This window comes from Mycobacterium sp. E342 (genome assembly GCF_001667665.1).
GTDB lineage: Bacteria > Actinomycetota > Actinomycetes > Mycobacteriales > Mycobacteriaceae > Mycobacterium.
Map to the genome: position 1 here is coordinate 57,711 of NZ_LZJM01000070.1, position 24,233 is coordinate 81,943.

General features: G+C 68.6%; 24 protein-coding genes. 15 read left to right on the forward strand and 9 right to left on the reverse strand.

What is annotated here, in order from left to right; all coding sequences use genetic code 11:
- Positions 1–71: 71 nt before the first annotated feature.
- Complete coding sequence (locus A5692_RS03630; RefSeq protein ID WP_231984167.1) at positions 72–941, forward strand: LysR family transcriptional regulator; 870 nt, start codon at positions 72–74, stop codon at positions 939–941.
- 79 nt (positions 942–1,020) lie between these two features.
- Here A5692_RS03630 and A5692_RS03635 read toward each other — a convergent pair whose 3' ends face one another.
- Positions 1,021–1,620, reverse strand: a complete 600-nt coding sequence (locus tag A5692_RS03635) for a TetR/AcrR family transcriptional regulator (RefSeq protein WP_068052184.1) — start codon at positions 1,618–1,620, stop codon at positions 1,021–1,023.
- A 105-nt stretch (positions 1,621–1,725) separates the two neighbouring features.
- Between A5692_RS03635 and A5692_RS03640 the strand changes: the two genes are divergently transcribed.
- The gene (locus A5692_RS03640) at positions 1,726–3,288 is read left to right on the forward strand and encodes an NAD(P)/FAD-dependent oxidoreductase (protein WP_068052188.1); all 1,563 of its coding nucleotides are present in this window, start codon (positions 1,726–1,728) and stop codon (positions 3,286–3,288) included.
- A 7-nt stretch (positions 3,289–3,295) separates the two neighbouring features.
- Here the strand turns inward: A5692_RS03640 and A5692_RS03645 are convergent, their stop codons facing one another.
- Together A5692_RS03645 and A5692_RS03650 are read right to left on the reverse strand one after the other, a co-directional pair.
- On the reverse strand, positions 3,296–3,904 hold the full coding sequence (locus A5692_RS03645) for a YbhB/YbcL family Raf kinase inhibitor-like protein (RefSeq protein WP_068052195.1): 609 nt from the start codon (positions 3,902–3,904) through the stop codon (positions 3,296–3,298).
- 39 nt (positions 3,905–3,943) lie between these two features.
- Positions 3,944–4,390 carry an SRPBCC family protein gene (locus A5692_RS03650; RefSeq protein WP_068052198.1) on the reverse strand — a complete coding sequence of 149 codons (447 nt, stop codon included), beginning with the start codon at positions 4,388–4,390 and terminating at the stop codon, positions 3,944–3,946.
- A 99-nt stretch (positions 4,391–4,489) separates the two neighbouring features.
- Between A5692_RS03650 and A5692_RS03655 the strand changes: the two genes are divergently transcribed.
- The 5 genes from A5692_RS03655 (at position 4,490) to A5692_RS03670 (ending at position 10,202) form a co-directional block, all read left to right on the forward strand.
- Positions 4,490–5,209, forward strand: coding sequence for an MBL fold metallo-hydrolase (locus A5692_RS03655; RefSeq protein WP_068052201.1), 720 nt, complete (start codon positions 4,490–4,492; stop codon positions 5,207–5,209).
- 224 nt (positions 5,210–5,433) lie between these two features.
- The gene (gene aceA / locus A5692_RS03660; RefSeq protein ID WP_068052204.1) at positions 5,434–7,722 is read left to right on the forward strand and encodes an isocitrate lyase ICL2; all 2,289 of its coding nucleotides are present in this window, start codon (positions 5,434–5,436) and stop codon (positions 7,720–7,722) included.
- Between the two features lie 426 nt (positions 7,723–8,148).
- Positions 8,149–8,358 carry a hypothetical protein gene (locus A5692_RS28815; protein WP_068052206.1) on the forward strand — a complete coding sequence of 70 codons (210 nt, stop codon included), beginning with the start codon at positions 8,149–8,151 and terminating at the stop codon, positions 8,356–8,358.
- Between the two features lie 152 nt (positions 8,359–8,510).
- Positions 8,511–8,858, forward strand: coding sequence for a hypothetical protein (locus tag A5692_RS28820; RefSeq protein ID WP_156765912.1), 348 nt, complete (start codon positions 8,511–8,513; stop codon positions 8,856–8,858).
- Positions 8,859–9,038: 180 nt separating this feature from the next.
- Positions 9,039–10,202 carry an LLM class flavin-dependent oxidoreductase gene (locus tag A5692_RS03670; RefSeq protein WP_068052209.1) on the forward strand — a complete coding sequence of 388 codons (1,164 nt, stop codon included), beginning with the start codon at positions 9,039–9,041 and terminating at the stop codon, positions 10,200–10,202.
- Positions 10,203–10,232: 30 nt separating this feature from the next.
- Here the strand turns inward: A5692_RS03670 and A5692_RS03675 are convergent, their stop codons facing one another.
- A complete protein-coding gene (locus A5692_RS03675) occupies positions 10,233–10,700 on the reverse strand; it encodes an SRPBCC family protein (RefSeq protein ID WP_068052212.1) in 468 nt (155 codons plus the stop codon).
- A gap of 239 nt (positions 10,701–10,939) precedes the next feature.
- Between A5692_RS03675 and A5692_RS03680 the strand changes: the two genes are divergently transcribed.
- The 4 genes from A5692_RS03680 to A5692_RS03695 all read left to right on the forward strand — a co-directional run bounded on the left by A5692_RS03680 (position 10,940) and on the right by A5692_RS03695 (position 17,183).
- The gene (locus tag A5692_RS03680) at positions 10,940–12,775 is read left to right on the forward strand and encodes a fatty acyl-AMP ligase (protein WP_068052362.1); all 1,836 of its coding nucleotides are present in this window, start codon (positions 10,940–10,942) and stop codon (positions 12,773–12,775) included.
- 76 nt (positions 12,776–12,851) lie between these two features.
- A complete protein-coding gene (locus A5692_RS03685) occupies positions 12,852–14,084 on the forward strand; it encodes a serine hydrolase domain-containing protein (protein ID WP_068052215.1) in 1,233 nt (410 codons plus the stop codon).
- 91 nt (positions 14,085–14,175) lie between these two features.
- Entirely contained in the window at positions 14,176–16,503 is a 2,328-nt protein-coding gene (locus A5692_RS03690; RefSeq protein WP_068052216.1) for an arylsulfatase, read from the forward strand.
- 8 nt (positions 16,504–16,511) lie between these two features.
- Entirely contained in the window at positions 16,512–17,183 is a 672-nt protein-coding gene (locus tag A5692_RS03695) for a GAP family protein (protein ID WP_068052365.1), read from the forward strand.
- A gap of 12 nt (positions 17,184–17,195) precedes the next feature.
- On the opposite strand, the gene A5692_RS03700 is transcribed toward A5692_RS03695, so the two are convergent.
- Positions 17,196–18,047: a bile acid:sodium symporter family protein gene (locus A5692_RS03700; RefSeq protein ID WP_231984175.1), complete on the reverse strand. Its 852-nt coding sequence runs from the start codon at positions 18,045–18,047 to the stop codon at positions 17,196–17,198.
- A 117-nt stretch (positions 18,048–18,164) separates the two neighbouring features.
- Here A5692_RS03700 and A5692_RS03705 point away from each other — a divergent pair, with 117 nt between their 5' ends.
- Positions 18,165–18,836 (forward strand): hypothetical protein, encoded by a 672-nt coding sequence (locus tag A5692_RS03705; RefSeq protein WP_068052218.1) that lies wholly within the window; start codon positions 18,165–18,167, stop codon positions 18,834–18,836.
- 43 nt (positions 18,837–18,879) lie between these two features.
- On the opposite strand, the gene A5692_RS03710 is transcribed toward A5692_RS03705, so the two are convergent.
- A complete protein-coding gene (locus tag A5692_RS03710) occupies positions 18,880–19,650 on the reverse strand; it encodes an SDR family oxidoreductase (RefSeq protein WP_068052220.1) in 771 nt (256 codons plus the stop codon).
- A 59-nt stretch (positions 19,651–19,709) separates the two neighbouring features.
- Here A5692_RS03710 and A5692_RS03715 point away from each other — a divergent pair, with 59 nt between their 5' ends.
- Entirely contained in the window at positions 19,710–20,186 is a 477-nt protein-coding gene (locus A5692_RS03715; protein WP_068052225.1) for a nuclear transport factor 2 family protein, read from the forward strand.
- Positions 20,187–20,197: 11 nt separating this feature from the next.
- On the opposite strand, the gene A5692_RS03720 is transcribed toward A5692_RS03715, so the two are convergent.
- Together A5692_RS03720 and A5692_RS03725 are read right to left on the reverse strand one after the other, a co-directional pair.
- Positions 20,198–21,034, reverse strand: coding sequence for a DJ-1/PfpI family protein (locus tag A5692_RS03720; protein WP_369830256.1), 837 nt, complete (start codon positions 21,032–21,034; stop codon positions 20,198–20,200).
- Positions 20,944–21,894 (reverse strand): GlxA family transcriptional regulator, encoded by a 951-nt coding sequence (locus A5692_RS03725; protein ID WP_068052238.1) that lies wholly within the window; start codon positions 21,892–21,894, stop codon positions 20,944–20,946. Before A5692_RS03725 ends, A5692_RS03720 begins: the two co-directional genes overlap by 91 nt.
- A 115-nt stretch (positions 21,895–22,009) precedes the next feature.
- Between A5692_RS03725 and tpx the strand changes: the two genes are divergently transcribed.
- Positions 22,010–22,504: a thiol peroxidase gene (gene tpx, locus A5692_RS03730; protein WP_068052245.1), complete on the forward strand. Its 495-nt coding sequence runs from the start codon at positions 22,010–22,012 to the stop codon at positions 22,502–22,504.
- Positions 22,505–22,516: 12 nt separating this feature from the next.
- On the opposite strand, the gene A5692_RS03735 is transcribed toward tpx, so the two are convergent.
- On the reverse strand, positions 22,517–22,900 hold the full coding sequence (locus A5692_RS03735; RefSeq protein WP_068052248.1) for an NYN domain-containing protein: 384 nt from the start codon (positions 22,898–22,900) through the stop codon (positions 22,517–22,519).
- 145 nt (positions 22,901–23,045) lie between these two features.
- On the opposite strand from A5692_RS03735, the gene A5692_RS03740 reads away from it, so the two are divergent.
- Positions 23,046–24,230 carry an acyl-CoA dehydrogenase family protein gene (locus A5692_RS03740; RefSeq protein WP_068052251.1) on the forward strand — a complete coding sequence of 395 codons (1,185 nt, stop codon included), beginning with the start codon at positions 23,046–23,048 and terminating at the stop codon, positions 24,228–24,230.
- Positions 24,231–24,233: the final 3 nt, after the last annotated feature.

Genomic DNA, 24,233 nt, shown 5'->3' on the forward strand with positions numbered 1-24,233 from the left:
TTGGCTATGACGCTAGGTTCGTCGCGAGCGCCTGTGAAATGCCCGCTGTCATCGATCTATGCTTCTCAGGCATGGGCGTGATGGAGAGCGGCAGAGTTGAGTTGCGCCACCTGCGCGCCTTCGAGGCGGTGGCGCGGCTCAAGTCGTTCACCCGGGCCGCCGACGAACTCCGCATCACCCAACCGGCACTCAGCCGCACCATCCGCCAGCTGGAAGACGCGCTCGGTGTCACGCTGGTGGATCGCACGTCGCGGCACGTCGAGGCGACGCCCGCCGGACGGGCGTTCCTCGACCACGTCGAGCGGCTCCTCGCGGAGCTGGAGCGGGCCTTCGGCGCCGTACGCCGGCAGAGGAGCATCGGCCTCGGCTTCAGCTGGTTACTACCCGACCCCTGGGCGCAGGACACCGTGGCCCGCTTCGAGCGGGCCACCGGGACGACGGTACGGCTGGTCCGCACCGACGATGCGCTCAGCGCCGTGCAGCAGGGCCGGGTCGACGTCGCCGTCGTCCGCGGGCAGGTGACGTCAGCGGCCGTGCGGGTCATGCACCTGTTCGACGAGACCCGGGTGGCCGTGTGTTCGGTCCACTCGCCGTTGTCCGGCAGAAGCGAGTTGGACTGGGCCGAGGTGCCGCAGTGGCCGCTGGTCGTCAACACGGCCAGCGGGACCACCGGGCCGTGGTCGTGGCCGGCGGGCGAAGGACCGAAAACCATTGTGGAGACAGAGAATTTCGACGAGTGGCTGGAATCCGTCGCGGCGGACCGCGGCATCGGTGTGATCCCCGACGTCGCCGTCCGGCGCAACATCCACCCCCGCGTCCGATTCGTCGCCCTGCGGGGCGCACCCCAGAGCCCGGTCTCGCTGGCGTTTCTGCCCCGCGCGCGCAGCGCCGTGCTGCGCCGCTTCGTCGAGGCCGCCGTCGAGAGCGCGCGCAACGTTTGAGGGTGCGCTGACGGCTTCGCGCGTGCGCACCCGGCGCCATTGCTCGGCGTGTCGCCGCCGTGGGCGCACACTCAACGGATCAGGCGAGCAGCGCAAAACCCGAGCGCAGCAGCGCCAGGCTGGACGCCACGAGTTCGCCGAGATTGCCGGTACAGCCGTTGCGGCCCCAATTCTCCACCGCCACAACGAGAGCGGCGGCCAGGGCCGAGCCGGTGACCTCGGCGAGCAGGTCGCTGTCCGCCATGTCCGGGTTGCGGCCCTTGACGAAGTCGGTCAGCACGCGCGCGAACGACGCTTGCACGACGCGCAGATGGCCCGCGATCCGCTCGGCGCTGATCAACTCCGCGCGGGCCGTCGCGGCCTGGCGAACCACCTCGAGATCGTGCGGGAAGGCCGCGACGCTCGCGAGCACGGCGTCGAAGAGCGGCTCGGAGGCGGGCCGCCCCGCGAGCGCCTCCGCCAGCCATTCCAGCTGCGTCTCATAGTCCTGGAAGAGCACCGCCTCCTTGGTGGGGAAGTGGCGGAAGAAGGTGCGTTCGGTGACGCCGGCCTCGCGGGCCAGCTCGGTCACGGTGACGTTGGCGAATCCCTTGCGCGCAAAGCTGTTCAGTGCCGCGTGGCGCAGTGCCTCGTGCGTCGATCGGCGGCGTAGCTCGTGGCGGTTCGTCGGCGTGCTCATCCCACCGGGATGGTATCCCGGCCGATCGAAGCGCGTCAGGACTGACATCTTCCTATTGTGTCAGTACTGACATATTCTTGTCACGCGCCGACCCAGGAGGAAGCCATGGCGGACTATGACGCGATCGTGGTGGGAGCGGGACACAACGGCTTGACCGCGGCGACGGTGTTGCAACGCGCGGGCCTGCAAACGCTGTGCCTGGAGGCCAACACCTACGCGGGGGGCATGGCGGCGACCGTCGAATTGATCGACGGCTTCCGGTACGAGATCGCCGGTTCGGTCCAGTTCCCGACGGCGAGCCAGATCACCAAGGACCTCGGGCTGGACACGTTGCCCACGGTGGAGCCGGACGTGATGTCAACCAACATCGGCGACCGCGGTGAGGAACCGATGGTCTTCTACCGCGACCCGATGCGGCTGATGACTCACCTGGGCGAAAAGCACGGCATCGAAGCCGTCACCGGCATGGCCGAACTGATCGGGTGGAGCCAGGGTCCCGCTAAGGCGCTGGGGCGCTTCGACGTTCGCACACCACCGAAGTCCCTCGACGAGATGTACGCGTGCGCGGCCAACGACGCCGAACGGCGGGCCATCCACGAGATGCTGTTCGGGTCGGCGATGGATGTCATCGACCGATACCTGCCGGACAAGGACAAGCACGCGGTCATGCGGGGAATGCTCGCGTTCCTCGCGATCAACTCCACCTACCGCGGCCCCTACACGCCGGGAAGTGCCACCTGCCTGGCCTTCGCCCTGGCGGTGCCGGACGACTCCACGGCGATGATGACCAAACTCAAGGGCGGCATCGGCGCGCTCACCGAACACCTGCGGGAGCTCTTCGTCTCCGATGGTGGTGAGATCCGCTTCCGCGCCAAGGTGGAACAGATCCTCGTCGAGCGCGGCGCGGTGACGGGGGTGCGGTTGCGCGACGGGTCGACGATCACCGCGCCCATCGTGGTATCCAACCTCGCGCCGGACGTCACGCTCACCGACCTCGTCGCGCCCGAGCACGTTCCGGCGGAGCTGATCTCGCGCCTGTCCGGCCGTGACCACCGGGCCTCCTTCGTGCAGATTCACTTCGCCCTTGACGGGCTGCCCGAATTCGCCGCGCCCTACGAGTTCTTGAACGAAGAGGGCATGCAGCAGTCGGTCGGAATCTTCGGCGCGCCGGAGGAACAGCAGCTGCACTGGGAGAACTGCCGGCGGGGCATCGTGCCGGACAACCCGTCGATGGGAATGCAGATCCCGTCGGTGCACGATCCGAGCATGGCGCCGCCCGGCAAGCACGCAGCGAGCGCTTACGCGTACGCCTTCCCGGTCGAAGTCGACCGGCACGACCATGGGCGACTCAAAAACGAGATGGCACAGCGTGTTATCGACAAGGTCACCCGGTTGGCGCCCAACTTCAGGGAGATCGTGATCCGCCACATCACCTTTGCGCCCTACCACATGAACACGATGTTCGGCGCGCCCGCCGGCGACTTCTGCCACGGCCTGCTGCATCCGGACTTGATGGGGCCCAACAGGCCGGGGCCCAAGGGATTCCTCGACTTCCCGATCCCGATCGACGGCCTCTACCTCGGCGGGGCGGGATGCCACGGCGGGCCGGGCATCACCTTCACGCCCGGCTACAACGCCGGCTATCAGGCGCTCGACGACATGGCCTGAAGCCCGGTCAGCCGCCGAACGTTCCGGTGAGCTGCGCCTGCGCGGTCGCGGCGCCGGCGATCGTGTTCTCCGCCTGGACGCCGGCGAGGCCGTCGGGCAACCGGTAGTCGTTGGGAAGCTGGTAGAGCGTGAACCGGTAGTGGTGGGTGCCGGTTCCCGCGGGCGGACACGGGCCCAGATATGCGGCCTGCCCGCCGGTATTCGGCAGGGTGGTCGCCCCGGCCGGCGTCTGACCGTCGGCGGTGCTGCCGGAGCCGGGGGCGATTCCAACTACCACCCAGTGCACGTAGAGGCCGTTGACGGCGTCGGGGTCGTCGACCACGAGCGCCGCGCCCAGCGGGGCCGACCATGTCAACGGCGGCGCCATGTTGGCGCCCTTGCAGGTGTACCGCACGGGGATCGGCGCGCCGTCGGCGAACGCCGGGCTGGCGATGCTCAACGGTCCGCCGGCGGGCGCGGCCGGGACGCTGCGCCCCAGGGTCGTCACCTTCGGGGTCGACGGCGCCGTCGTCCGGGAGTCGCCGTGCCCGCCGCAGCCGGCCAAGCCCAGCACCGGTGCCAGCGCCGCCACGGCGAATGCGATCCGCCACCGGCTGCCCGTCGTCATGGTTTTCATAGATAAAGTGTCGCCGACCGGGGCGCGGCAGAAAAGGTGCTAGCTTCCGGCCTGCTTCACCTCCAGGACCCGCTTGCGCAAGCCCTTGGTGGCGGTGTCCATCAGGCTTTTGGCGCCCCGCTTGAGCAGGAAGCCCGGGACCGGCATCAGCAGGTCGACGGTGAGGTCGAAACGGACGCGGGTGGAATCCCCGTCAGGGGTCAGCGTGTACCGGCCCTCCTGCGCGCGCTGTTGTTTGGCGCTGTCCAGCGTCCAGCTGACACCGTCGTCGTGAACCACGTAGGACAGCACCTGCTCCTCGGTGAAGCCCACCAGTTTGACCACTTGCCGGGACCTGAGCGGATGGCCCTCGTCGTCGCGCTCGAGGATGTCGACGGTTTGATGCACCGAGGACCAGTCGGGCAACGACTCCAGGTCGAACAACACGTCCATGACCTCATCGGGGGTGGCCTCGATGACGACTTCTCGGGATTCGGTGACAGCCATGGGTGCAACATAGCCAGAGCGACGACGCCAGAAACCCGATTTCCCCGCCATAGTCGTGTGCCCTACTCGTGCCCCGTCCGGGGGCTACCGTCTGAAGCCGTGCAGTTGACGTGGGAACGGCTGACCGACGGCGTGCACCGCACCCGGCTGCCGTTCTGCGATGTCACGGTCGGGCTGGTGTGGGGGAGCAGCGGGGTGCTGCTCGTCGATAGCGGTTCCACCCTCACCGAGGCGGCGGTGATCGACGCCGACGTGCGGCGGCTCGCTGGACGCCCGGTGACTCATATCGTGTTGACGCACAAGCATTTCGATCACGTCCTGGGGTCGTCGGTGTTCGCCGGGGCGGACCTCTACTGTGCGCCCGGGGTCGTCGACGCGCTGTCCTCGGCGACGGGCGCACTCCGCGACGACGCGCTGCGCCACGGTGCCGATCCCCGCGCGATCGACCGGGCGATTGCGGCCCTGCATTGCCCCCAGCGGGGGCTGTACGACGCGGTCATCGACCTCGGCGGACGCACCGTCGAGGTTGCGCACCCGGGCCGCGGCCACACGACGTCCGATCTGGTGGCGGTGGCCCCCGGGAGAAACGCGGGCGACCCGATCGTGGTCTTCACCGGTGACCTGATCGAGGAGTCCGGAGATCCGGCCATCGACGCGGACTCCGACCTCGCCGCGTGGCCGGCATCCCTCGATCGAGTGCTTGCGCTCGGCGGATCGGAAGCCCGCTACGTCCCGGGACACGGACGTGTCGTCGACGCGGAGTTCGTGCGCCGCCAGCGCGACTGGCTCGGCCGACGTGCGGCCAGGCGGCCGGAATGACGAAAAGCGCTGTGCCGCACCACGTTGCAAGCTTAAACAGTCGCGCCGATGTGCGGCCCGCCCCGATCGGCGGCCACGCCTCGGCCGGGGTGGGCGCTCGATGGCTGCCGGACTACGGCACGACAACAGTTTTGGCTCGGGTCTTTTGACCCCTGATTGAACGGCCTGTTCCGGGGATAGACTCTCGTTTTCAGGGGAATCTCGCCGAAGAGGAGCTCACGGCCATGGCCATCATTGACTCGGACACCGAGGTCCGGACATCGTTCGAAGACGACCTCGCCGCCACCCAGCGGTACATGGACGGCCCGCGCTTCGCCGGCATCACCCGCCTCTACACCGCTCGCCAGGTAGTCGAGCAACGCGGCACGATCCCCACCGACTACCCGGTGGCGCGCAACGCGGCGACGGCGTTCTACGACCGGCTGCGCGAACTGTTCGCCGCCAAGAAGAGCATCACCACCTTCGGTCCTTACTCGCCCGGCCAGGCGGTGGCCATGAAGCGGATGGGCATCGAGGGCATCTACCTCGGCGGCTGGGCGACCTCGGCCAAGGGCTCCACCACTGAAGACCCCGGCCCCGACCTCGCCAGCTACCCCCTCAGCCAGGTGCCCGACGACGCCGCGGTGCTGGTGCGCGCCCTGCTCACCGCCGACCGCAATCAGCAGTACCTGCGCCTGAACATGAGCGAGCGGCAGCGCGCCACCACACCCGCGTACGACTATCGCCCGTTCATCATCGCCGACGCGGATACCGGCCACGGCGGTGATCCGCACGTGCGCAACCTGATCCGCCGTTTCGTCGAGGTCGGTGTGGCCGGCTACCACATCGAAGACCAGCGGCCGGGCACCAAGAAGTGTGGCCACCAGGGCGGCAAGGTGCTGGTGCCATCCGACGAACAGATCAAGCGGCTCAACGCGGCTCGCTTCCAGCTGGACATCATGCGCGTGCCGGGGATCATCGTCGCGCGCACCGATGCGGAGGCGGCCAACCTGATCGACAGCCGCGCCGACGAGCGCGACCAGCCGTTCCTGCTCGGCGCCACTAACCTCAACATCCCTTCGTACAAGGCATGTTTCCTGGCGATGGTCCGGCGCTTCTACGAGCTGGGCGTCAAGGAGCTCAACGGCCACCTCCTCTACGCGCTGGCCGATTCCGAGTACGCCGCGGCCGCCGCCTGGCTCGAGCGCCAGGGCATCCAGGGCCTGATCTCCGAGGCGGTGAACGCCGGGCGGGAGGACGGACACGACTCGATCGACGACCTTTTCGACCAGGTCGAGTCGCGGTTCGTGGCCGCCTGGGAGGACGACGCCGGACTGATGACCTACGGCGAGGCCGTCGCCGAGGTGCTCGCATTCGGCGAGAGCGAGGACGAGCCCGTCGGCATGACCCCCGAGCAGTGGCGCCAATTCTCCGAGTCCGCGTCGCTGTACGCGGCCCGGGAGAAGGCGAAGGAGCTTGGCGCGGACCCGCCGTGGGACTGCGAGCTGGCGAAGACGCCGGAAGGCTACTACCAGATTCGCGGCGGAATCCCGTATGCGATCGCCAAATCGCTCGCGGCCGCTCCGTTCGCCGACATCCTGTGGATGGAGACCAAGACCGCCGACCTGGCCGACGCCCGGCAGTTCGCCGAGGCGATCCACGCCAAGTTCCCTGACCAGATGCTGGCCTACAACCTTTCGCCGTCGTTCAACTGGGACACCACCGGGATGACCGACGAGGAGATGAAGCGCTTCCCCGAGGAGCTCGGCAAGATGGGTTTCGTCTTCAACTTCATCACCTACGGCGGGCATCAGATCGACGGCGTGGCGGCCGAGGAGTTCGCCACCTCCCTCAAGCAGGACGGCATGCTGGCGCTGGCCCGCCTGCAGCGCAAGATGCGCCTGGTCGAGTCGCCATACCGCACGCCGCAGACGCTGGTCGGCGGCCCGCGCAGCGATGCGGCGCTACAGGCGTCCTCCGGGCGCACGGCGACCACCAAAGCGATGGGCAAGGGCTCGACCCAGCATCAGCATCTGGTGCAGACGGAGGTGCCCAAGAAGCTGCTCGAGGAATGGCTGACGCTGTGGAGCGAGCACTACCACCTGGGCGAGAAGCTGCGGGTGCAGTTGCGGCCCCGGCGTGCCGGCTCGGATGTGTTGGTTCTGGGCATTTATGGCAATGGGGACGAGCAGCTCGCCAACGTCGTCTTCGACCCCATCAAGGACCGCCACGGCCGCAGCATCCTGACCGTCCGCGATCAGAACACCTTCGCCGAGAAGTTGCGCCAGAAGCGGCTGATGACACTGATCCACCTGTGGCTCGTGCACCGCTTCAAGGCCGACGCGGTGTACTACGTGACGCCGACGGAGGACAACCTGTACCAGACCTCGAAGATGAAGTCCCACGGCATCTTCAGCGAGGTGAACCAGGAGGTCGGCGAGATCATCGTCGCGGAGGTGAATCGGCCGCGCATCGAGGAGTTGCTGAAGCCTGACCGCGTCGCCCTGCGAAAGCTCATCACCAAGGAGGATTAGCCGGCGGACGGCGTCCTCCGCGCTGGCGAAGGCGTTGGACGGCAACACCATCCGGGTTTCGGGCCCCGCACGCCCTCGGGGTGGGTATCCAATTTACGAATAAGAAAATTTCTTATTGCCACGTTTGTAAATTCCCGCATGACAACAGTTGTCAGCGGATACGATTTGGCTCGCCGATGGCCCATTAGCCCGAGATGGGCCATCGGCCCCAACTCCTTCAGCCCCAAGGGCTTTCCGCTCGCGTCATCACCCGCGTCCAGCACCGCCCCGGCCCTTAGTTCAGGGGCTGGCGACGGGCGTGCCTTCCTGCGGTATCCGCTCGACGTACCACGCGCAATGTATCGTGTAGCAATAGTTGCATATATGTATGATTGCTCTCATGGATGCGCGCCACACACGACGCGCTGCAGCGGGAAGGAGCGGTTGATGAAGGCGCAGATCAAGACGGCGGTTGCAGTGTTCGGCGGGACGTCCGCGGTTGCCCTGGCGGTCGGATTCGGCGGGGTCGGCGTTGGCCCGGCGGGCGGCGCTTCGGCGCCGGCGGCGCACACGCCGTCCAGCACGGCGGCGACGGTGACGACCGGCGGCATCCACGTGGCCACCCTGGCCAGCTGCGTGTCCGGCCTCGACTGCTAGGCGCGCCATGATTCCGGTGGCCCATCCGCGTGATGGGCCACCGGCGTTTTTCGGGGGAAGTCACGGCGTCGAATCCCGTTTGCCCCCACGCACGCCGGGGTAAGGAGAAGTGGACCACTTGCACGCGGTGCGGGTGGGGATTGGGGACTGCGATGAGATCTGCAGCAAGAAACTCGGTCGCGCTCTTCGGCGGTGCGGCCATGCTCGTGCTGGCGGTTGGGTGTGGCGGCGGCGGCAACAAGGGGCCCAGCAGCACGACCACGCCGACGACGACGCCCTCGTCGAGCGTCGCCCCGTCGACACCGGGTGGCGGCGGCGGAGTCCCCGGCGGCCCGACCGGTGGCGGCGGGCCCGGCGGCGGAGGCGGCGGAGTCCCTGGCGGCCCGACCGGTGGCGGCGGGCCCGGCGGTGGCGGCGGCAGCATCCCCGGTGTCGGGGGTGGCGGCGGCGGCCCGGGTGGCGGCGGCGGGTGCGTCGGCAACGTCTGCGGCGGCTACTGACGCCCGTCTGCTGAGTTGACGCACCGAGACACAGACTTGCTCCCCTAGTCGGCGGGGCTGGGATCACCCGGCCCCGCCGGCTGAAAACTCGACTTCGCCGAACGTGGCGACGCCAACGCCCTAGGCCGGGCACCGCATTCGGGTTATGGTTCTGCCCAACTCGGATGCAAGGGGACTTCAATGGCGAAGCTCAGGTTTGGATATTTCATCGCCCCGTTCCATCGAGCGGGCACCAACCCGACGCTGGCCTTGCAGCGCGACCTCGAGTTCATCGAGCACCTCGACGCCCTCGGCTTCGACGAAGTGTGGATGGGCGAACACCACTCGGCCGGCAGCGAGATCATCAGCTCGCCGGAGATCTTCATCGCGGCCGCGGCCGAACGCGCCAAGCGGATTCGCTTTGGCACCGGGGTCATTTCGCTCTCGTACCACAACCCGCTCTGGGTCGCCGACCGGCTGATGCTGCTGGATCACCTCACCCATGGCCGGATCATCGGCGGCGTGGGTCCGGGTTCACTGCCCAGCGACTCGTCGATGATCGGGCTCACCCCCACGGACACCCGCGAGCTGCTCGAAACGAACCTCGACATCGTCGTCCGGCTGCTGGCGGGGGAGACGGTGAGCGCCAAGACGGCCACGCACCAGTTGTTCGACGCCAAGCTGCAACTCGCCCCGTACTCGGACGGCGGGATCCCGCTGTCGGTCGCCGCGGTCGCATCGCCAACCGGTGCGCGGCTGGCGGGCAAGCACGGCATCGGCCTGCTGTCCATCGGGGCGACGCTGACGGTCGAGGGTTTCAACGCGCTCTCCTATCACTGGGGCATCGTCGAGGAGCGCGCGGCGGCCTTCGGCACCCAGGTCGACCGCAAGAATTGGAGCCTGGTCGGCCTGTTCCACCTCGCCGAGACCGAGAAGCAGGCCCGGGAAGAGGTCAAGTTCGGCATCGAGCCATGGTTCCGCTATTTCCAGAAAGTGGCCGCCTTCCCGCAGATGACGATGCCGGGCGAGCAGCTCGACGAGATGATCGACGTCATCAACGACAACGGGGCGGGCGTGATCGGTACGCCCGAGCGGGCGCGCGAGCAGGTGCAGCGCCTGTGGGATCAATCCGGCGGGTTCGGCTGCATGCTGCAGATGGGCCACGAGTGGGCCAACCCGGCCGCCACGCGGCGATCCGCCGAATTGTTTGCCGCCGAGGTCATGCCGCATTTCCAGGGCCAGGCGCAACCGACGCTGGATGCCGCCGCGCGGGCCGGACAGGCCCGCGAGAGCCTGGCGCAATCGCAGCTGGACGCCGTCGCGCACATGACGAAGAAATACCAGGACGAGGTCGACGCGACGTAGCGGCTCAGCTGCTGCGCCTAGGGAAGCGAACTAGCGTCGGCCGTCCGATTCGCGCTCGGCCGCTTTCACCAGTCTGCCGGCAAAGTACCGGACCGCGCCGCCCATGGCGGCACGCATCACCGGACCCGTCCCGCGCACACCCTCGGTGAACGAACCGGTCCAGCGGATGTCGGTTCCGCCCGCCGGATTCGGCGTGAACACCACCTCGCCCGAGTAGTCCTTGGCCGGGGTCGGGGGCCCGACGAGCTTGTAGGCATGCCGCCGATCCTGCTCGTACTCGACGGTCTGCTCCTGGACCAGCACCGGCCACAGTCCCACCTTGCGGATGGCCCCGATCCCGCCGGGCGCGGGATCGCCCTGCCGGGCCCAGCTCGACTGCACGACGATGGGCTTGGCCCACTTCGACCAGTTGGCGCCGTCGGTCACGAGCCGGAACAGCGTCGCGGCAGGCGCGGTGCTGGTGCGGTTGACCTCGAATGAAAACGTTCTGCCTGACATGACCCACCCCCGCCTGAATTCAGCGACCACGCTGCGTGCCGCTCGCGCGTAGGCTACCGCCCACACCGTGCGTCTCCCGGGTGGGGTTCGCCGGCCGCCCTGCGCGCGCCCTGGCCCGAAAGCGCGACCGTCGGATCTGGCCCGAATGAGGTTCCCCGCGAACGTGCTTCGCGGGCGGCGTGCGGATGATCACCGTCGCGGCGCGCCGGATGCGGCGCGGCCCTGCCTACAGTAATTGCATGGAATCCGGTTTGCGTCGGCACGCCGAGGGCGTCCCCGGCTTGCTCGAGATCGAGGACTGCCTGGACGCCGACGGCAACGTCATGCCGCCGCCGGACGTCACGCTGATCTCGCTGATCGATCGCAACATCGCGAACGTCGGTGACGCCGTCGCGTACCGATTCCTGGACTACAGCCGTTCGGCCGACGGGCTGGTCGAAGAGGTGACGTGGAAGCAGTTCGGGGTCCGGTTGGAAGCCATCGGCGCGCGCGTGCAACAGGCCGCCAGCCGTGGCGAGCGGGTCGCGGTGCTGGCGCCGCAGAGCCTCGACTATGTGATGGGTTTCTACGCGGCGATCAAGGCCGGAACCATCGCCGTGCCGCTGTTCGCGCCGGAGTTGCCCGGGCATGCGGAACGTCTCGATACCGCCCTGCGCGACTCGGAGCCGACGGTCGTGTTGACGACGGCGGCGGCGCGGGGCGCGGTCGAGGATTTTCTGAGCACCCTTCCGCAACGGCAGCGGCCGCGAGTCATCGTCGTCGACGAGATCCCCGACTCGGAGCGGGAATCCTTCGCCCCCACCGAGTTACGTCATGACGACGTCTCCCACCTGCAGTACACGTCGGGTTCGACCCGGCCCCCGGTGGGCGTGGAGGTCACGCACCGAGCCGTCGGCACCAACCTGGTGCAGATGATCCTTTCGATCGACCTACTCGACCGCAACACCCACGGGGTGAGCTGGTTGCCGCTCTACCACGACATGGGCCTGTCGATGATCGGCTTCCCGGCCGTGTACGGGGGACACTCGACGCTGATGTCGCCCGCCGCGTTCGTCCGCAGGCCGCAGCGCTGGATCAAGGCCTTGTCCGCCCAGGCGGGCCGCGCCGTCACCGCGGCGCCGAACTTCGCCTACGAGTGGGCGGCCCAGCGGGGTCTGCCCGCCCCGGGCGAGGACGTCGACCTGAGCAACGTGGTGCTGATCATCGGGTCCGAACCGGTCAGCATCGAGGCGATCACCACCTTCAACAAGGCGTTCGCCCCATACGGATTGAAGCCCACGGCGTTCAAGCCGTCATACGGCATAGCCGAGGCCACCCTGTTCGTCGCGACCATCGCCCCCGCCGCCCAGGCGACCGCCGCCTGTTTCGACCGTGACGAGCTGGGCGCCGGTCGAGCGGTGCGGGTGGCGGCGGACGCCCCGAAAGCGGTCGCGCAGGTCTCCTGCGGTCAGGTGGGCCGCAGCGAGTGGGCCGTCATCGTCGACCCGGACACGGGGACCGAGCTGCCCGACGGCCATATCGGCGAGATCTGGATCCAGGGCAACAACGTCGGCCGGGGCTACTGGGGGCTGCCCGACGACACCCGGCGGGCGTTCGGCGCCCGGCTGCAATCGCGCCTCGCCGAGGGCAGCCACGCCGAGGGGGCAAGCGTCGAACGCTCGTGGCTGCGGACCGGCGACCTGGGCACCCACCTCGACGGCGAGTTGTACGTCACGGGCCGGATCGCCGACATGGTCACCGTCGACGGCCGCAACCACTACCCGCAAGACATCGAGGCGACGGTCGCCGAAGCGTCCCCGATCGTCCGCCGCGGGTACGTGACCGCCTTCGCGGTGCCGGCCGAGGGCACCGATCAACAGCTGGTGATCGTCGCCGAGCGGGCGGCGGGCACCAGCCGCGCCGACCCGCAGCCGGCCATCGCGGCGGTCCGCGCCGCGGTCTCGCGCCGCCACGGGCTGCCCGTGGCCGACGTGCGTTTCCTGCCGGCCGGCGCCATTCCGCGCACCACCAGCGGCAAGCTGGCGCGCCGGGCCTGCCGCTCCCAGTACCTGAGCGGCAGCCTGGGCAGCCACTGACGCCGCCGCGGCACGACGGCCCAAAAGCGGGGTCCTCGCGGCGCGGTTGACTTAGTCTCCCTTCCGGAGGCGAACGATGGTGCTCAAGATTGCGGTGCCGGCGGATCGGATTTGCGGCAACGTCGACACCGGCTACGGAAAGGTCGCCGACGCCTTCCGCGCCAGTTTCCGCGACGGCGCGGAAGTGGGCGCCGCCGTCGCGGTCTACCGGGACGGGGTCAAGGTCGTCGACTTGTGGGGCGGCTATCGGAATGGGTTGGCCAAGGAGCCCTGGCAGCCCGACACGATGGTCAACATGTTCTCCACGACCAAAGGGGTCGCCGCCCTGGTCGTGGCCGTGGCGGTGTCCCGCGGGCTCATCTCATATGACGCCCGGGTGGCCGATTACTGGCCGGAATTCGCGCAGGCGGGCAAGGGCGAGGTGACGGTCCGGCAACTCCTCGGGCATCAGGCCGGGCTGTGCGCGCTCAAACCGAAGCCCACGCTGGCCGACGTCGCGGACCCCGCCAGGCTCTCACCGATCCTCGCGGCGCAGGCGCCGGCGTGGCGCCCGGGAACCCGGCACGGATACCACGCGATCACGCTCGGCTGGTACGAATCCGAGCTGATCCGCCGGACCGACCCGGCCGGCCGCACGCTGGGCCGCTTCATGGCCGACGAAGTCGTCCGGCCCCTGGGACTGGACCTGCACATCGGGCTGCCCGATTCGGTCGATCGCGGGCGGGTGGCGCACGTCCACAACTGGGCGCGCGCGGAGACGCTCCTGCACCTGAACGTGATGCCGCCCGGATTCGTCGGCGCCTCGCTCAATCCGGTCGGCCTGACCGCGCGCACCATCGGGGTCCCGCGCGGAGTCAATGCGTTCAACGGCGACTACAACCGCGACGAGGTGCGCAGGGTCGAGATCCCGTCGGCCAACGGCATCGGCACCGCCCAGGCGGTCGCGCGGCTGTACGGCAGCGCGGCCACCTGGGGAGCCGAACTCGGCCTCGGCGGGGACATCCTCGAGGCGCTGAGGGCACCGGCGCTCGCCCCGAGCCGCGGCGCTCGCGACAAGGTCATGAACGTGGACGTGGCGTATTCGCTCGGGTTCTGTAAACCGGTGCCGCACTTCGCCTTCGGCTCCTCGGACAAGGCCTTCGGCACTCCCGGCTTCGGCGGCTCGTTCGGCTGCGCCGACCCGGACACCGGCGTCGGGTTCGCCTACGTGATGAATCGGCTGGGTTTTCACCTGTGGAGCGACCCGCGCGAACTCGCACTGCGGCAGGCGCTGTTTCGCGATGTGCTCGGCGTGCGACCGCAGACATGACGCCGATGGATCTTCCCGTCCGTTACGGTGAGGGTGCCGAGTTGCCTGGGGGACAGCCGGGAGATCCGCTGCACCAGCACCAGGAGGCGCGATGGTCGACCAGCCCCGCGGGAACGCGCGGTTCGACGGGGTCATCAACCCGTCGGCGGCCGACTCCACGCCGGTAAGACCGTCGATCGTCTGCCCGCCCGCGGGCGCGCCCAACGTCGTCGTGGTGTTGCTCGACGACGTCGGGTTCGGCGCCGCGTCGACCTTCGGTGGGCCGGTGCCGACCCCCGCGCTGGACCGCGTCGCCGGTGCCGGATTGCGCTACAACCAGTTTCACACCACCGCGCTGTGCTCACCGACGCGCGCCGCGCTGCTGACCGGTCGCAATCACCACAGCGCGCATATGGGCACCATCTGCGAGATCGCCTACGGATTCCCGGGTTACGACAGCGTCATACCGCAGAGCACCGCCACCGTCGCCCAGGTGCTGCGAATGAACGGCTACAGCACGGCGCTGTTCGGTAAGGCGCACTTCACCCCGATCTGGGAGATCGGGCCCGCCGGCCCGTTCGACCGCTGGCCGACCGGGCTCGGGTTCGAACGTTTCTACGGATTTCTGGGCGGGGACACTTCGCAGTACGAACCCGCGCTCTACGACCAGACCACGCCCGTTGAGCCGTACCTGGGACGCGATGACTACCACCTGACCGAAGACCTCACCGACAAGGCGATCGACTGGATCCGGCTGCAGAAAACGTCCGCGCCGGACAAGCCGTTCTTCCTGTACTTCGCGCCCGGCGCCACCCATAGCCCCCACCAGGTGTGGCCGGACTGGTCGGACCGCTTCGCGGGCCGATTCGATGACGGCTGGGATGCCCTTCGGGAACGCACCTACGCCCGCCAGCTGGAAATGGGGATCATTCCCGCCGGCGCCGGGTTGACGCCGCGACCCGAGCAGATACCCGCGTGGGCGGACTACGACGACCGCTACAAGCCGGTGGCCCGGCGGTTGATGGAGGTCTACGCCGGATTTCTGGCCCACACCGACGCCCAGGTCGCACGGGTGATCGACGCCGTCGACGCGTTAGGTCATTGGGAGAACACGTTGTTCATCTACCTGTGCGGCGACAACGGCGCGTCCGCGGAAGGGACGCTGCACGGCGCGTGGAGCTCACCGGCCTTCCAGAACGGCATGCCCGAGGACCCCGAGTGGCTGCTGGCCCACATAGCCGACTTCGGCACGCCCCGCTGCGAAAACCACTACAACGTGGGCTGGGCCTGGGCGCTCGACGCACCGTTTCAGTGGATGAAGCAAGTGGCTTCGCACTTCGGGGGAACCCGCAATGGACTGGCGATCTCATGGCCGCGGGGCATCGCGGCGGCGGGGGAGCAGCGCAGCCAGTTCCACCACGTCATCGACGTCGTGCCGACGATCCTGGAAGCCGCCGGCATCGAGATGCCCGCGTGTGTCAACGGCGTCGAACAGAAGCCGATCGAGGGTGTCAGCATGCGGTACTCGTTCGACGACCCCGCCGCAGCAGGCCGGCGGACCACGCAGTATTTCGAGATCTTCGGCAATCGCGCTGTGTACCACGATGGTTGGATCGCCTCGTGTTTCCATGGTCGACTGCCCTGGGTTCGCGCCCAGCGCGCCACCCCGTTCGGCGACACCGAACGCTGGGAGCTCTACCACCTCACCGACGATTTCAGCCAGGGCATCGACCTGGCCGCGCAACGGCCCGACAAGCTCGCGGAGCTGCAGGCCGTTTTCGATGCCGAGGCGCGGAAATACGACGTCTATCCGCTCAGCGACGCGACGCTGGCCCGCGCCTTCCCCGCAAACCGGCCGAGCCTGCTGGCCGAGCGGACCTCGGTCACCTACTACGCCGGGCAGGTGCGCATCCCCGAACCCGTGACATTGAGCTACGCCAGCACCTCATTCGAGTTGCGGGCGCAGCTGACCATTCCGGTGGGGGGCGCTCAGGGCGTGGTCATCTGCATCGGGGGCGCGATGGCCGGGTGGAGCCTGTACTTGCAGCACGGCATTCCCCGCTTCGCCTACAACTACCTGGGTCATGAGCTCACCACCATCGCGGCGGCCGAGCCGCTGCCGGAAGGCCCTGTCGTACTGGGGCTTTCGTTCGAGTACGACGGCGGCGGCCTGGGCAAAGGCGCCTCGGTGTCGCTGAGTGTCAACGACATCACCGCGGCCGGCGGCCGCGTCGAACGCACGGTCCCGTTCCGCTTCTCGATGAGCGGCGAGACATTGGACGTGGGCACCGACACCGGCTCTCCGGTCGTGCCCTACGGGCACGATTTCCGGTTCACCGGCCGAATCGACCGCATCGACGCCACCGTGCACCCGCATCCCACCGATCTGGCCGCGGCGATCGCCGAGGCGGAGATGCGCGCCGCGCTCGGAGCGCAATAGTGCGCGCAATGTGGGGCGGCCTTGTCCCGCTGCTCCTCGGTTGCGCGCTGGAACCGATCGAAGTCGTCATCACGATCATGCTGCTGGGCACCCCGTCGCGCGTGCGGGCGGCCGCGGCTTGGGTCGCGGGGCACATCAGCACTCGCCTACTTCAAGGCCTCATCTTCGGCACGATCCTGCACTGGGGAGCGCGGAGCGCCAACCCGGATCGTCCCCACCACTGGATCACTGCCACCGTGCTGTTGGTGGTGGGCCTGTTGCTGCTGATTGCCGCGGCGCGGAAGCTGTTGACGGACGAAGATCCCGACGCGCCGCCGCCGAAGTGGATGACCATGCTGACGTCGGCCACGCCCCCCGTGGCGTTTTTCATCGGCGCGGGGGTCATCGCAGTGTCGGTGAAAGCCTGGGTCTTCACGCTCGCCGCCATCAGCGTGATCGGCAACGCGAATTTGGACCGGCCCGCCAACGTCGGTTCCTACGTTCTCTTCGTGGCGCTCGCCGCAAGCGTGAATCTCCTCATCGTCGCTGTCGCGGCGGTTTTCCCGGACCGATCACGCACTCTGCTCGACCAGGTCTTGCGCTGGCTGCGTGAGCACGACCGGCCAATCGTGGTCGTCGTGAGCGTGGTATTCGGTACCTGGTTCGCGATCAAAGCCCTGCGCGGCTTCGGGATTCTGTAGCGGCCCCGCCCGTCAGGTGGGGGGCGTGACCGCGCGCCGTCGCAGCCAAAACGCGTAGACCGCACCCACCGCGGCGGTGATCAGCCCGTAGAGCGCGACGGCCCCGTGTTCGTCGGCGTTGGGAAAGTTCGCCGATGCGATCGTCAACGCCGTCGCGGGGTGCCGGCAGCTGCTGGCGAATGCCAGCACCGCCGCTGACTCCCGTTCGGGGCCGCCGAGCACGTGCCCGACGACGACCGTGCCGCCCGCGAACAACACCATCGCCACCAGAGTCGATTCGCCCAGGAGCTTCCACATGCTCGGCGCGGCGGCGATCACGAGAATGACCATGGCCACCGGCAGCGCCCACCGCTGCACGTGGTCGATCGGTCCCTCGATGCGCGCCGCGACCGCCGGCCAGCGCGTCCGGATCGCCATTCCCGCGACGAGCGGCGCCACCACCGACATCAGCATCAGTTCCGCGATCGCCCAGGGGCTTGCGACATACTGGCGGCCGAACACCCGCCCGATCAGCGGCGCGGCCACCGAGATCACCGGAACCGCGAGAACGGCGAGCACCAAGACGAGACCGAGCCCGTATTGAGCGCGCCCGCCCGCCTTCTCGCCCCGCCGCGGCAGCAGCGGCGGCAACGGTGAAATCGCCAGGGTGACAAGCGCGATGGCGACCTGGGGGCGCAGGTCCAGCACCCCCACCAGCACGCCGGCAATGACCGGCGCGGCAACCAGCACGGCCAGCAATGAGCGGGCCAACAGATCCGGCAGGCGCAACACGTAGGCGACGTCGGCGAACCGCGCGGTCAACCCGTAACCGAGGATCACCACGAAGAGGCTGACTTGGAAGGCTATGCGTGCCGCGTCGGCCATGCTCACACCGGCCAGCCTGCCACGCCGGCATCGGTGCGGTGCCGAGATGACCGCGTACCACCAACGGAGGGGCTCGCGAGCCCGTGCCGGATGGCTCCGGGGTGGCATCCTGGCCGTGTGGGTGTGCTCATCCGGTTGGCGGAGCTGTTGATCGTTATCCTGCCCCTGGCGGGTGCGACCGTCGCGGCGGTGCGCGCGTTCGGGGCCAACCGCCGACAGGCGGAGCCACCGCCGCGTGCGGACCACGCCGAAACACCGCGGGCCGGGACACCGCGGGCCGGCGACGATCACGTCGCACGGTGGCGGTCGCTGCGTCGCGTCCTCGACGAGCACAGCCGCACCGACGCGCGATGGCTCGGGTACGAGCTCGACGTCGCCAAGCTCCTCGACTTCCCGCTCATGACGGACATGCGCGATCCGCTCACGGTCGCCTTCCACAAAGCCAAGCTGCGGGCCGACTTCCTGCGCCCCGTCAAAGCCGAAGATCTGCTCGAGGACCGCGACGCCACCGCGCAATACCGGCAGGCCGTCGAGGATTACGTGACGGCCTTCACCGCCGCCGAGACGGAAGCGATGCGCAGGCGTCGCAGTGACTTCTCCGGAGCCGACCAGCAGCGGATCGCGCGGGCTCAGAACCTGCTACGGGTGGCGTCGGATCCCGCGGCGACACCGCAGGAACGCGGGCGCGCGTACGACTTGGCGCGCCGGGAACTCGACGGCCTCATCGTCTTGCCGGCCACTACACAAGCCGGCATCGAACGCGGGATCTCCGGGGAGTTGGAGGGGTGACCTGTGCGAACCCGCTTCGGCCGGCGCATCCGAGTCGCCTGACCTACGGGCACGTGTATCCGCCGTCGATCACGATGTCGGAGCCGGTCATGTAGCTGGAAGCCTCGCTGGCCAGATAGAGGTACAGGCCCGTGAGTTCTTCGGGGCGGCCGATCCGCCCGAGCGGTATCTTCGGCTCCCACTGGCGGTGGTATTCCGTCAGCGGTTCCACGAGTTCGGTGAGGATGTAGCCCGGGCTGACGCTGTTGACCCGGATGTTGTACGGCGCGAACTCGACGGCCATGGCCTTGGTCAGGTGGATCACCGCCGCTTTCGACGTGCAGTAGTGACCCACCTGCTGGGGGATGTTGATGATGTGGCCGGACATCGAGGCCGTGGTGATGATGCTGCCGCCGAGACCCTGCCCGACCATCGCCCTGGCCGCCGCCTGGGCGGTGAGGAAAACGCCTGTGACATTGGTGCTTTGGACGCGTTCGAACTCTTCCGGGGACATGTCCAGCATCGGAGTCGCGGTGATGATGCCGGCGTTGCAGACGGCGATGTCGATCCCGCCCAGCTCCGCGATCACCCGGTCCAGCATCGCGGTCACCTGATCGGGCTGGGTCACGTCGCAGGGGATGGGCACCACCCTGCCCTCGCCGTCCGCGGCGATCTCGCGGGCGACCTGTTCCAACGCCTCCGGGCGGCGCGCCGCGACGGCCACGTCAGCCCCCGCTTGCAGATACGCCTGCGCCACCTTCTTGCCGATGCCGCTGGATGCGCCCGTTATCAGGGCCCGCTTGCCGCGCAGATCGAACAACTTCAAGACGTTCATGCGATATCCCTTGTTCAGACGAGCTCCCTGTAACGGGAACACGTTCTAGTGTGTCCGCCATGGGCAAATTCACCAGGGCCGAAATCGAGCAAGCCGTCGAGAACTACACGCGGGTGGTGGAGGGGTGCAGCGCCTCGGGCGACTGGCGACCTTTCGCCGATCTCTTCAGCGAGGATGTCGTCTACACAGAACATCACTACGGGGTGTTTCACGGCCGTGAGGCCGTGCGGGACTGGATCGTCGCCGTCATGGCGCCGTTCCCGCACATGCGATTTCCATCCGACTGGACTGCCTATGACGAGGACAACGACGCCGTCGTCGTGATGATCAAGAATCTGCTCGACCACCCGACCGATCCCGACGGCGAGCCCTTCTGGTTCCCGAACTGGACCCGGCTGGTCTACGCCGGCGACGGTTTGTTCTCCAGCGAAGAGGACATCTACAACCCGAACCGGGATGCGCCCGGCGTGGTGGCCGCCTGGCTGCAGGCCGGCGGCCGGCTCGAGTCAACCGAGATCCTGCAGCCCCAGGCCTAGCGGTCCGCGCGTCACCGCCGCGACCGGACGGCCACCAACGCCTGCTCCCAGGCCAGCATGGTGGCGGCCTTCAGGTTGGCCGGCTTCACGCTGTCCCTGGACAGCAACGCGGTCGCGGCGGCCTTCGTCGTCGGCGATGCCTTCGACAGATGGCCGGAGTCGAACGGCGGGTGGGGGTCGTATTCGATGGCCAACTGGATCGCCTTGGCGCGGCCTTCGCCACCGATTTCACCGGCAAGCCACAGCGCCATATCAAGTCCCGCCGACACCCCCGCGCACGTCACGACGTTGTCCTGGTGCACGATTCGCTCGTCGCCCACCGGGACAGCGCCGAACGCCTTCAACGCCGGGAGAGCCAGCCAGTGCGACGTGGCGCGCCTGCCCTCGAGCAGGCCGGCCGCCGCCAGGATCACCGACCCGGTGCACACCGACGTCGTCCATCGGGCGCTCCGATGCGCCCGGCGCAGCCAATCCAGCAGCGCCTCGTCGCGGGCATACATCGGTGTGGACGGGCCACCCGGAACGAGAATCACGTCGGGCGAAGACGTTTCGGCCAGCGAGTGGGTGGCGCCGAGCACCAGCACGCCGGAGTCCGCGGTTATCGGCCCCGGCTGGTGCCAGACGAACCGCACTTCAGCGTCGGGCAGGTTGCGCAGCAATTCGTACGGGCCGATCATGTCCAGCGCGGTGAAGCCGGGATAGATCACGATCGCGATCTGGGTCATGGGTGTCGTCCTCTCGGATTCAGGCGTCACTTTCAGGCGAAGGCCTTGCGGTATTGATCGGGCGGGATACCGACCCGGCGAAGGAAGTTGCGTCGCATGGTTTCCGCGGTGCCGAAACCGCATCGGGCGGCGATCGTGACGACGGTGTCGTCGGTCTCCTCCAACTGCCGGCGCGCGGCTTCCGTGCGGATCCGCTCGACGTACTGGCCGGGCGCCTCGCCGACCTCGGCGGTGAACACCCGGGTGAAGTGACGCGGGCTCATCGCCGCCCGACGGGCCAGCTGGTCGATGCCGTGCTCGCCGCCCGGCTGCGCCTCGATCGCCTCCTGCACGGCGCGGATCGATTGGCGTTTGGCTCGCGGCATCCACACCGGCGCCGCGAACTGCGTCTGCCCGCCGGGGCGGCGCAGGTAGAGCACCAGCCAGCGGGCGACGGTCTGCGCGACTTCGGTGCCGTGGTCGTCCTCGACCAGCGAAAGCGCCAGATCGATCCCGGCCGTGACACCGGCCGCCGTCCACACGGTCTTTGAACTACGGAGGAAAATCGGGTCCGCGTCAACGTCGATCGCGGGGAATTCGCGGGCCAACCGCCCGGCGAAGGCCCAGTGAGTGGTAACCCGCTGCCCGTCCAGCAGCCCGGCCTCGGCCGCCAGGAACGCGCCCGTGCAGACCGTGACCACGCGACGGGCGGTTGCGGCAACGGCCTTGATCCAGTCGATCAGCTCGACGTTCGACCGGGCCGCGTCGACACCACCGCCGCCGGGCAGCACCAGCGTGTCGATGCGCTCGCCGGGTTCCGGCAGCGGCGCCGCGACGAACGCGAGTCCGGTCGGGGTGGTGACGGCCTGCCCGTCGACCGAGGCCACCACGACGTCGTACCCGCCCTCGGTGAGCAGTGCCGCGCCGGTGAAGACGTCGTGCGGCCCCACCACGTCGAGCGCCTGCACGCCGGGATAGCCGACGATGACCACTTTGCGAGCCATGGGTTAAGTGTTGGGCACACCCCGGCATGGCGTCTACGCCGCGTATCCCACTAATTAGGACATGGGACCTGACCCTGACCCAGGGCCGTCGCGACGGGCTTGGCAGACTGTCGGCATGGCACAGATAACGTTGCGTGGAAACCCGATCAACACCGTCGGCGAGCTGCCTGCCGTCGGATCCCCGGCACCGGCCTTCAGCCTGACGGGCGGCGACCTGGGGGCGGTCAGTAGCGACCAGCTCGGCGGTAAAGCCGTGGTGCTCAACATCTTCCCGTCGGTGGACACGCCGGTGTGCGCGACCAGCGTCCGGACCTTCAACGAGCGGGCCGCCGCCAGCGGCGCCACGGTGGTGTGCGTGTCGAAGGACCTGCCGTTCGCGTTCGCCCGCTTCTGTGGCGCCGAGGGCATCGACAACGTCAAGACGGCTTCGGCGTTCCGCAGCAGCTTCGGCGAGGACTACGGCGTCACCATCAGCGACGGACCGATGGCGGGTCTGCTCGCCCGGGCCATCGTGGTGGTCGGCGCCGACGGCAAGGTCGCCTACACCGAGCTGGTCCCGGAGATCGCCCAGGAGCCGAACTACGACGCGGCGCTGGCCGCGGCAGGCTAGACCCGAAGGCGGCTAACGTTCGGCCCCCGGGTCGATGAGCTCACGGAAGCTTGCCGCGGGGTGGACCGTGGCGCCCAGGCTCAGCACGCGGTCGCTGAGCCCTTTGTCGGACGTCACCACACGAATGTCGTGCGGTCGGGGGTCGGCTCGGACCCGGCGGACGATCTCGTCGTCAGCCGAGTTCGCGGCCGCCCTGGGGGCGTAGGCGATCTCGATCACCGACGCGGGTATGGGTCTCGACGGCGGCCGTTCGAACACGACGGTCACGTCGTCTCCTTGGGCGGCGGCCCATCGGTCGAGCCGGTCCGCCAGCGCGACCATGGCGCCGCCGCGGTCCTTCCACCAACCGTCCGGGCGGCTCCCGATCACATTCATGCCGTCCACAATCCACCGCACGACCTCTACGGTAGGGCGACGTTTCGCCGCACCGCCGACAGCCGCGAATTCCGCCGCGCGCCATTTCCGTTCGTGGACGTTGAGCGGTTGATACGGTCACCGATATCAGTTTCCGCTGATGCCGTCGCAACGATGGGACAGGTGAATGACGTCGATAGCCGACACCGATGACCGGGTTGTGTCACTGGCGCGGGGAATGCGCGAACTGGTGCGCGCCGAGGCCGCCGAATCCGAGCGGATGCGCACCCTGACCCCGGCGATCGTCGACGAGATGTGGGCAACCGGGCTGATGTCCGCGTTCAACGCGGCGGCGGCCGGAGGTGTGGAACCGTCGTTCACCGAGATGATCGAGACCTGGATCGAAATGGCTTGGCAGGATGGCTCTTTCGGTTGGATCGGCATCGCCAACCTGCCCTCGTCGTTCGCCGCGGCGGCGTACCTGCCCGAGGAGGGTTTCGCCGAGGTGTTCGCGGCGCACGACAACCGCGTCACCATGGGCGGCCAGTTCTTTCCCAACGGTCAGGGGGCGGCCGTCGATGGCGGTTACCTGGTGAGCGGGTCGTGGAACTTCGGCTCGGGCACCGGTCACTCGCAGTACATTGCGGCGGGGTTCCTGCCGATGGACAACGGCGAAATGCGCTGGATCAGTGAGGGCTTCCCCGAGATGCGGGTCGCGGTGATTCCCCGGGATCAGATCAGCTTCAACGACGGCTGGTTCGTGCAGGGGCTCAAGGGGACCGGGTCCTACGACTACAGCGCCCAGGAGGTGTTCGTGCCGGCGAGCCGGACCTTCGAGCTGTTCACGCGCCAGCCGCATCGCGGCACCTCACCGGCCACCCGGATGGGCTTGATGCCGGTCACCGCCGCCGGTCACGCGTCCTGGGCGCTCGGTGTGGCGAAAAGCATGCTCGACGACGTCCAGGAGCTGGCGGCGACGAAGTTCCGAATGAGTGACATGGCGTCGCTGGCCAGCCGACCCACTTTCCAGAAGGGGCTGGCGCACCACCGCGCGGCCTGGCGCGCCGCCCGTCTGCTGGTGCTCGACGCGTTCACCACGGCCGAGGCCGCGGTTGCGTCGGGGGAGGAGCTGACCCCCGCCCTGCGCGCGGACATGCGGGTGGCGGCGGTTTATGCGACCGACGCGGCCAGAAGCTGCGCCGAGTGGGCGCACCTGGTCGCCGGCACCACGTCCATCCGGGAGGGCAGCCGGCTGGAGCGCGCCTTCCGGGACATCTACACCGGCACGCAGCACGCCTTCATCAGCGAGAAGGTTGCCATCGATGTCGCACAGATCTGGCTCGGCATCATCGACGACCAGCCGGGGCTGTGACTC

Coding starts and splice junctions, on each gene's coding strand:
- A5692_RS03630 (WP_231984167.1), top strand. CDS start 72: ATGGGCGTGATGGAGAGCGGCAGAGTTGAGTTGCGCCACCTGCGCGCC.
- A5692_RS03635 (WP_068052184.1), bottom strand. CDS start 1,620: ATGAGCACGCCGACGAACCGCCACGAGCTACGCCGCCGATCGACGCAC.
- A5692_RS03640 (WP_068052188.1), top strand. CDS start 1,726: ATGGCGGACTATGACGCGATCGTGGTGGGAGCGGGACACAACGGCTTG.
- A5692_RS03645 (WP_068052195.1), bottom strand. CDS start 3,904: ATGAAAACCATGACGACGGGCAGCCGGTGGCGGATCGCATTCGCCGTG.
- A5692_RS03650 (WP_068052198.1), bottom strand. CDS start 4,390: ATGGCTGTCACCGAATCCCGAGAAGTCGTCATCGAGGCCACCCCCGAT.
- aceA (WP_068052204.1), top strand. CDS start 5,434: ATGGCCATCATTGACTCGGACACCGAGGTCCGGACATCGTTCGAAGAC.
- A5692_RS28815 (WP_068052206.1), top strand. CDS start 8,149: ATGAAGGCGCAGATCAAGACGGCGGTTGCAGTGTTCGGCGGGACGTCC.
- A5692_RS28820 (WP_156765912.1), top strand. CDS start 8,511: ATGAGATCTGCAGCAAGAAACTCGGTCGCGCTCTTCGGCGGTGCGGCC.
- A5692_RS03670 (WP_068052209.1), top strand. CDS start 9,039: ATGGCGAAGCTCAGGTTTGGATATTTCATCGCCCCGTTCCATCGAGCG.
- A5692_RS03675 (WP_068052212.1), bottom strand. CDS start 10,700: ATGTCAGGCAGAACGTTTTCATTCGAGGTCAACCGCACCAGCACCGCG.
- A5692_RS03680 (WP_068052362.1), top strand. CDS start 10,940: ATGGAATCCGGTTTGCGTCGGCACGCCGAGGGCGTCCCCGGCTTGCTC.
- A5692_RS03685 (WP_068052215.1), top strand. CDS start 12,852: ATGGTGCTCAAGATTGCGGTGCCGGCGGATCGGATTTGCGGCAACGTC.
- A5692_RS03690 (WP_068052216.1), top strand. CDS start 14,176: ATGGTCGACCAGCCCCGCGGGAACGCGCGGTTCGACGGGGTCATCAAC.
- A5692_RS03695 (WP_068052365.1), top strand. CDS start 16,512: ATGTGGGGCGGCCTTGTCCCGCTGCTCCTCGGTTGCGCGCTGGAACCG.
- A5692_RS03700 (WP_231984175.1), bottom strand. CDS start 18,047: ATGGCCGACGCGGCACGCATAGCCTTCCAAGTCAGCCTCTTCGTGGTG.
- A5692_RS03710 (WP_068052220.1), bottom strand. CDS start 19,650: ATGAACGTCTTGAAGTTGTTCGATCTGCGCGGCAAGCGGGCCCTGATA.
- A5692_RS03715 (WP_068052225.1), top strand. CDS start 19,710: ATGGGCAAATTCACCAGGGCCGAAATCGAGCAAGCCGTCGAGAACTAC.
- A5692_RS03720 (WP_369830256.1), bottom strand. CDS start 21,034: ATGCGGTTTCGGCACCGCGGAAACCATGCGACGCAACTTCCTTCGCCG.
- A5692_RS03725 (WP_068052238.1), bottom strand. CDS start 21,894: ATGGCTCGCAAAGTGGTCATCGTCGGCTATCCCGGCGTGCAGGCGCTC.
- tpx (WP_068052245.1), top strand. CDS start 22,010: ATGGCACAGATAACGTTGCGTGGAAACCCGATCAACACCGTCGGCGAG.
- A5692_RS03740 (WP_068052251.1), top strand. CDS start 23,046: ATGACGTCGATAGCCGACACCGATGACCGGGTTGTGTCACTGGCGCGG.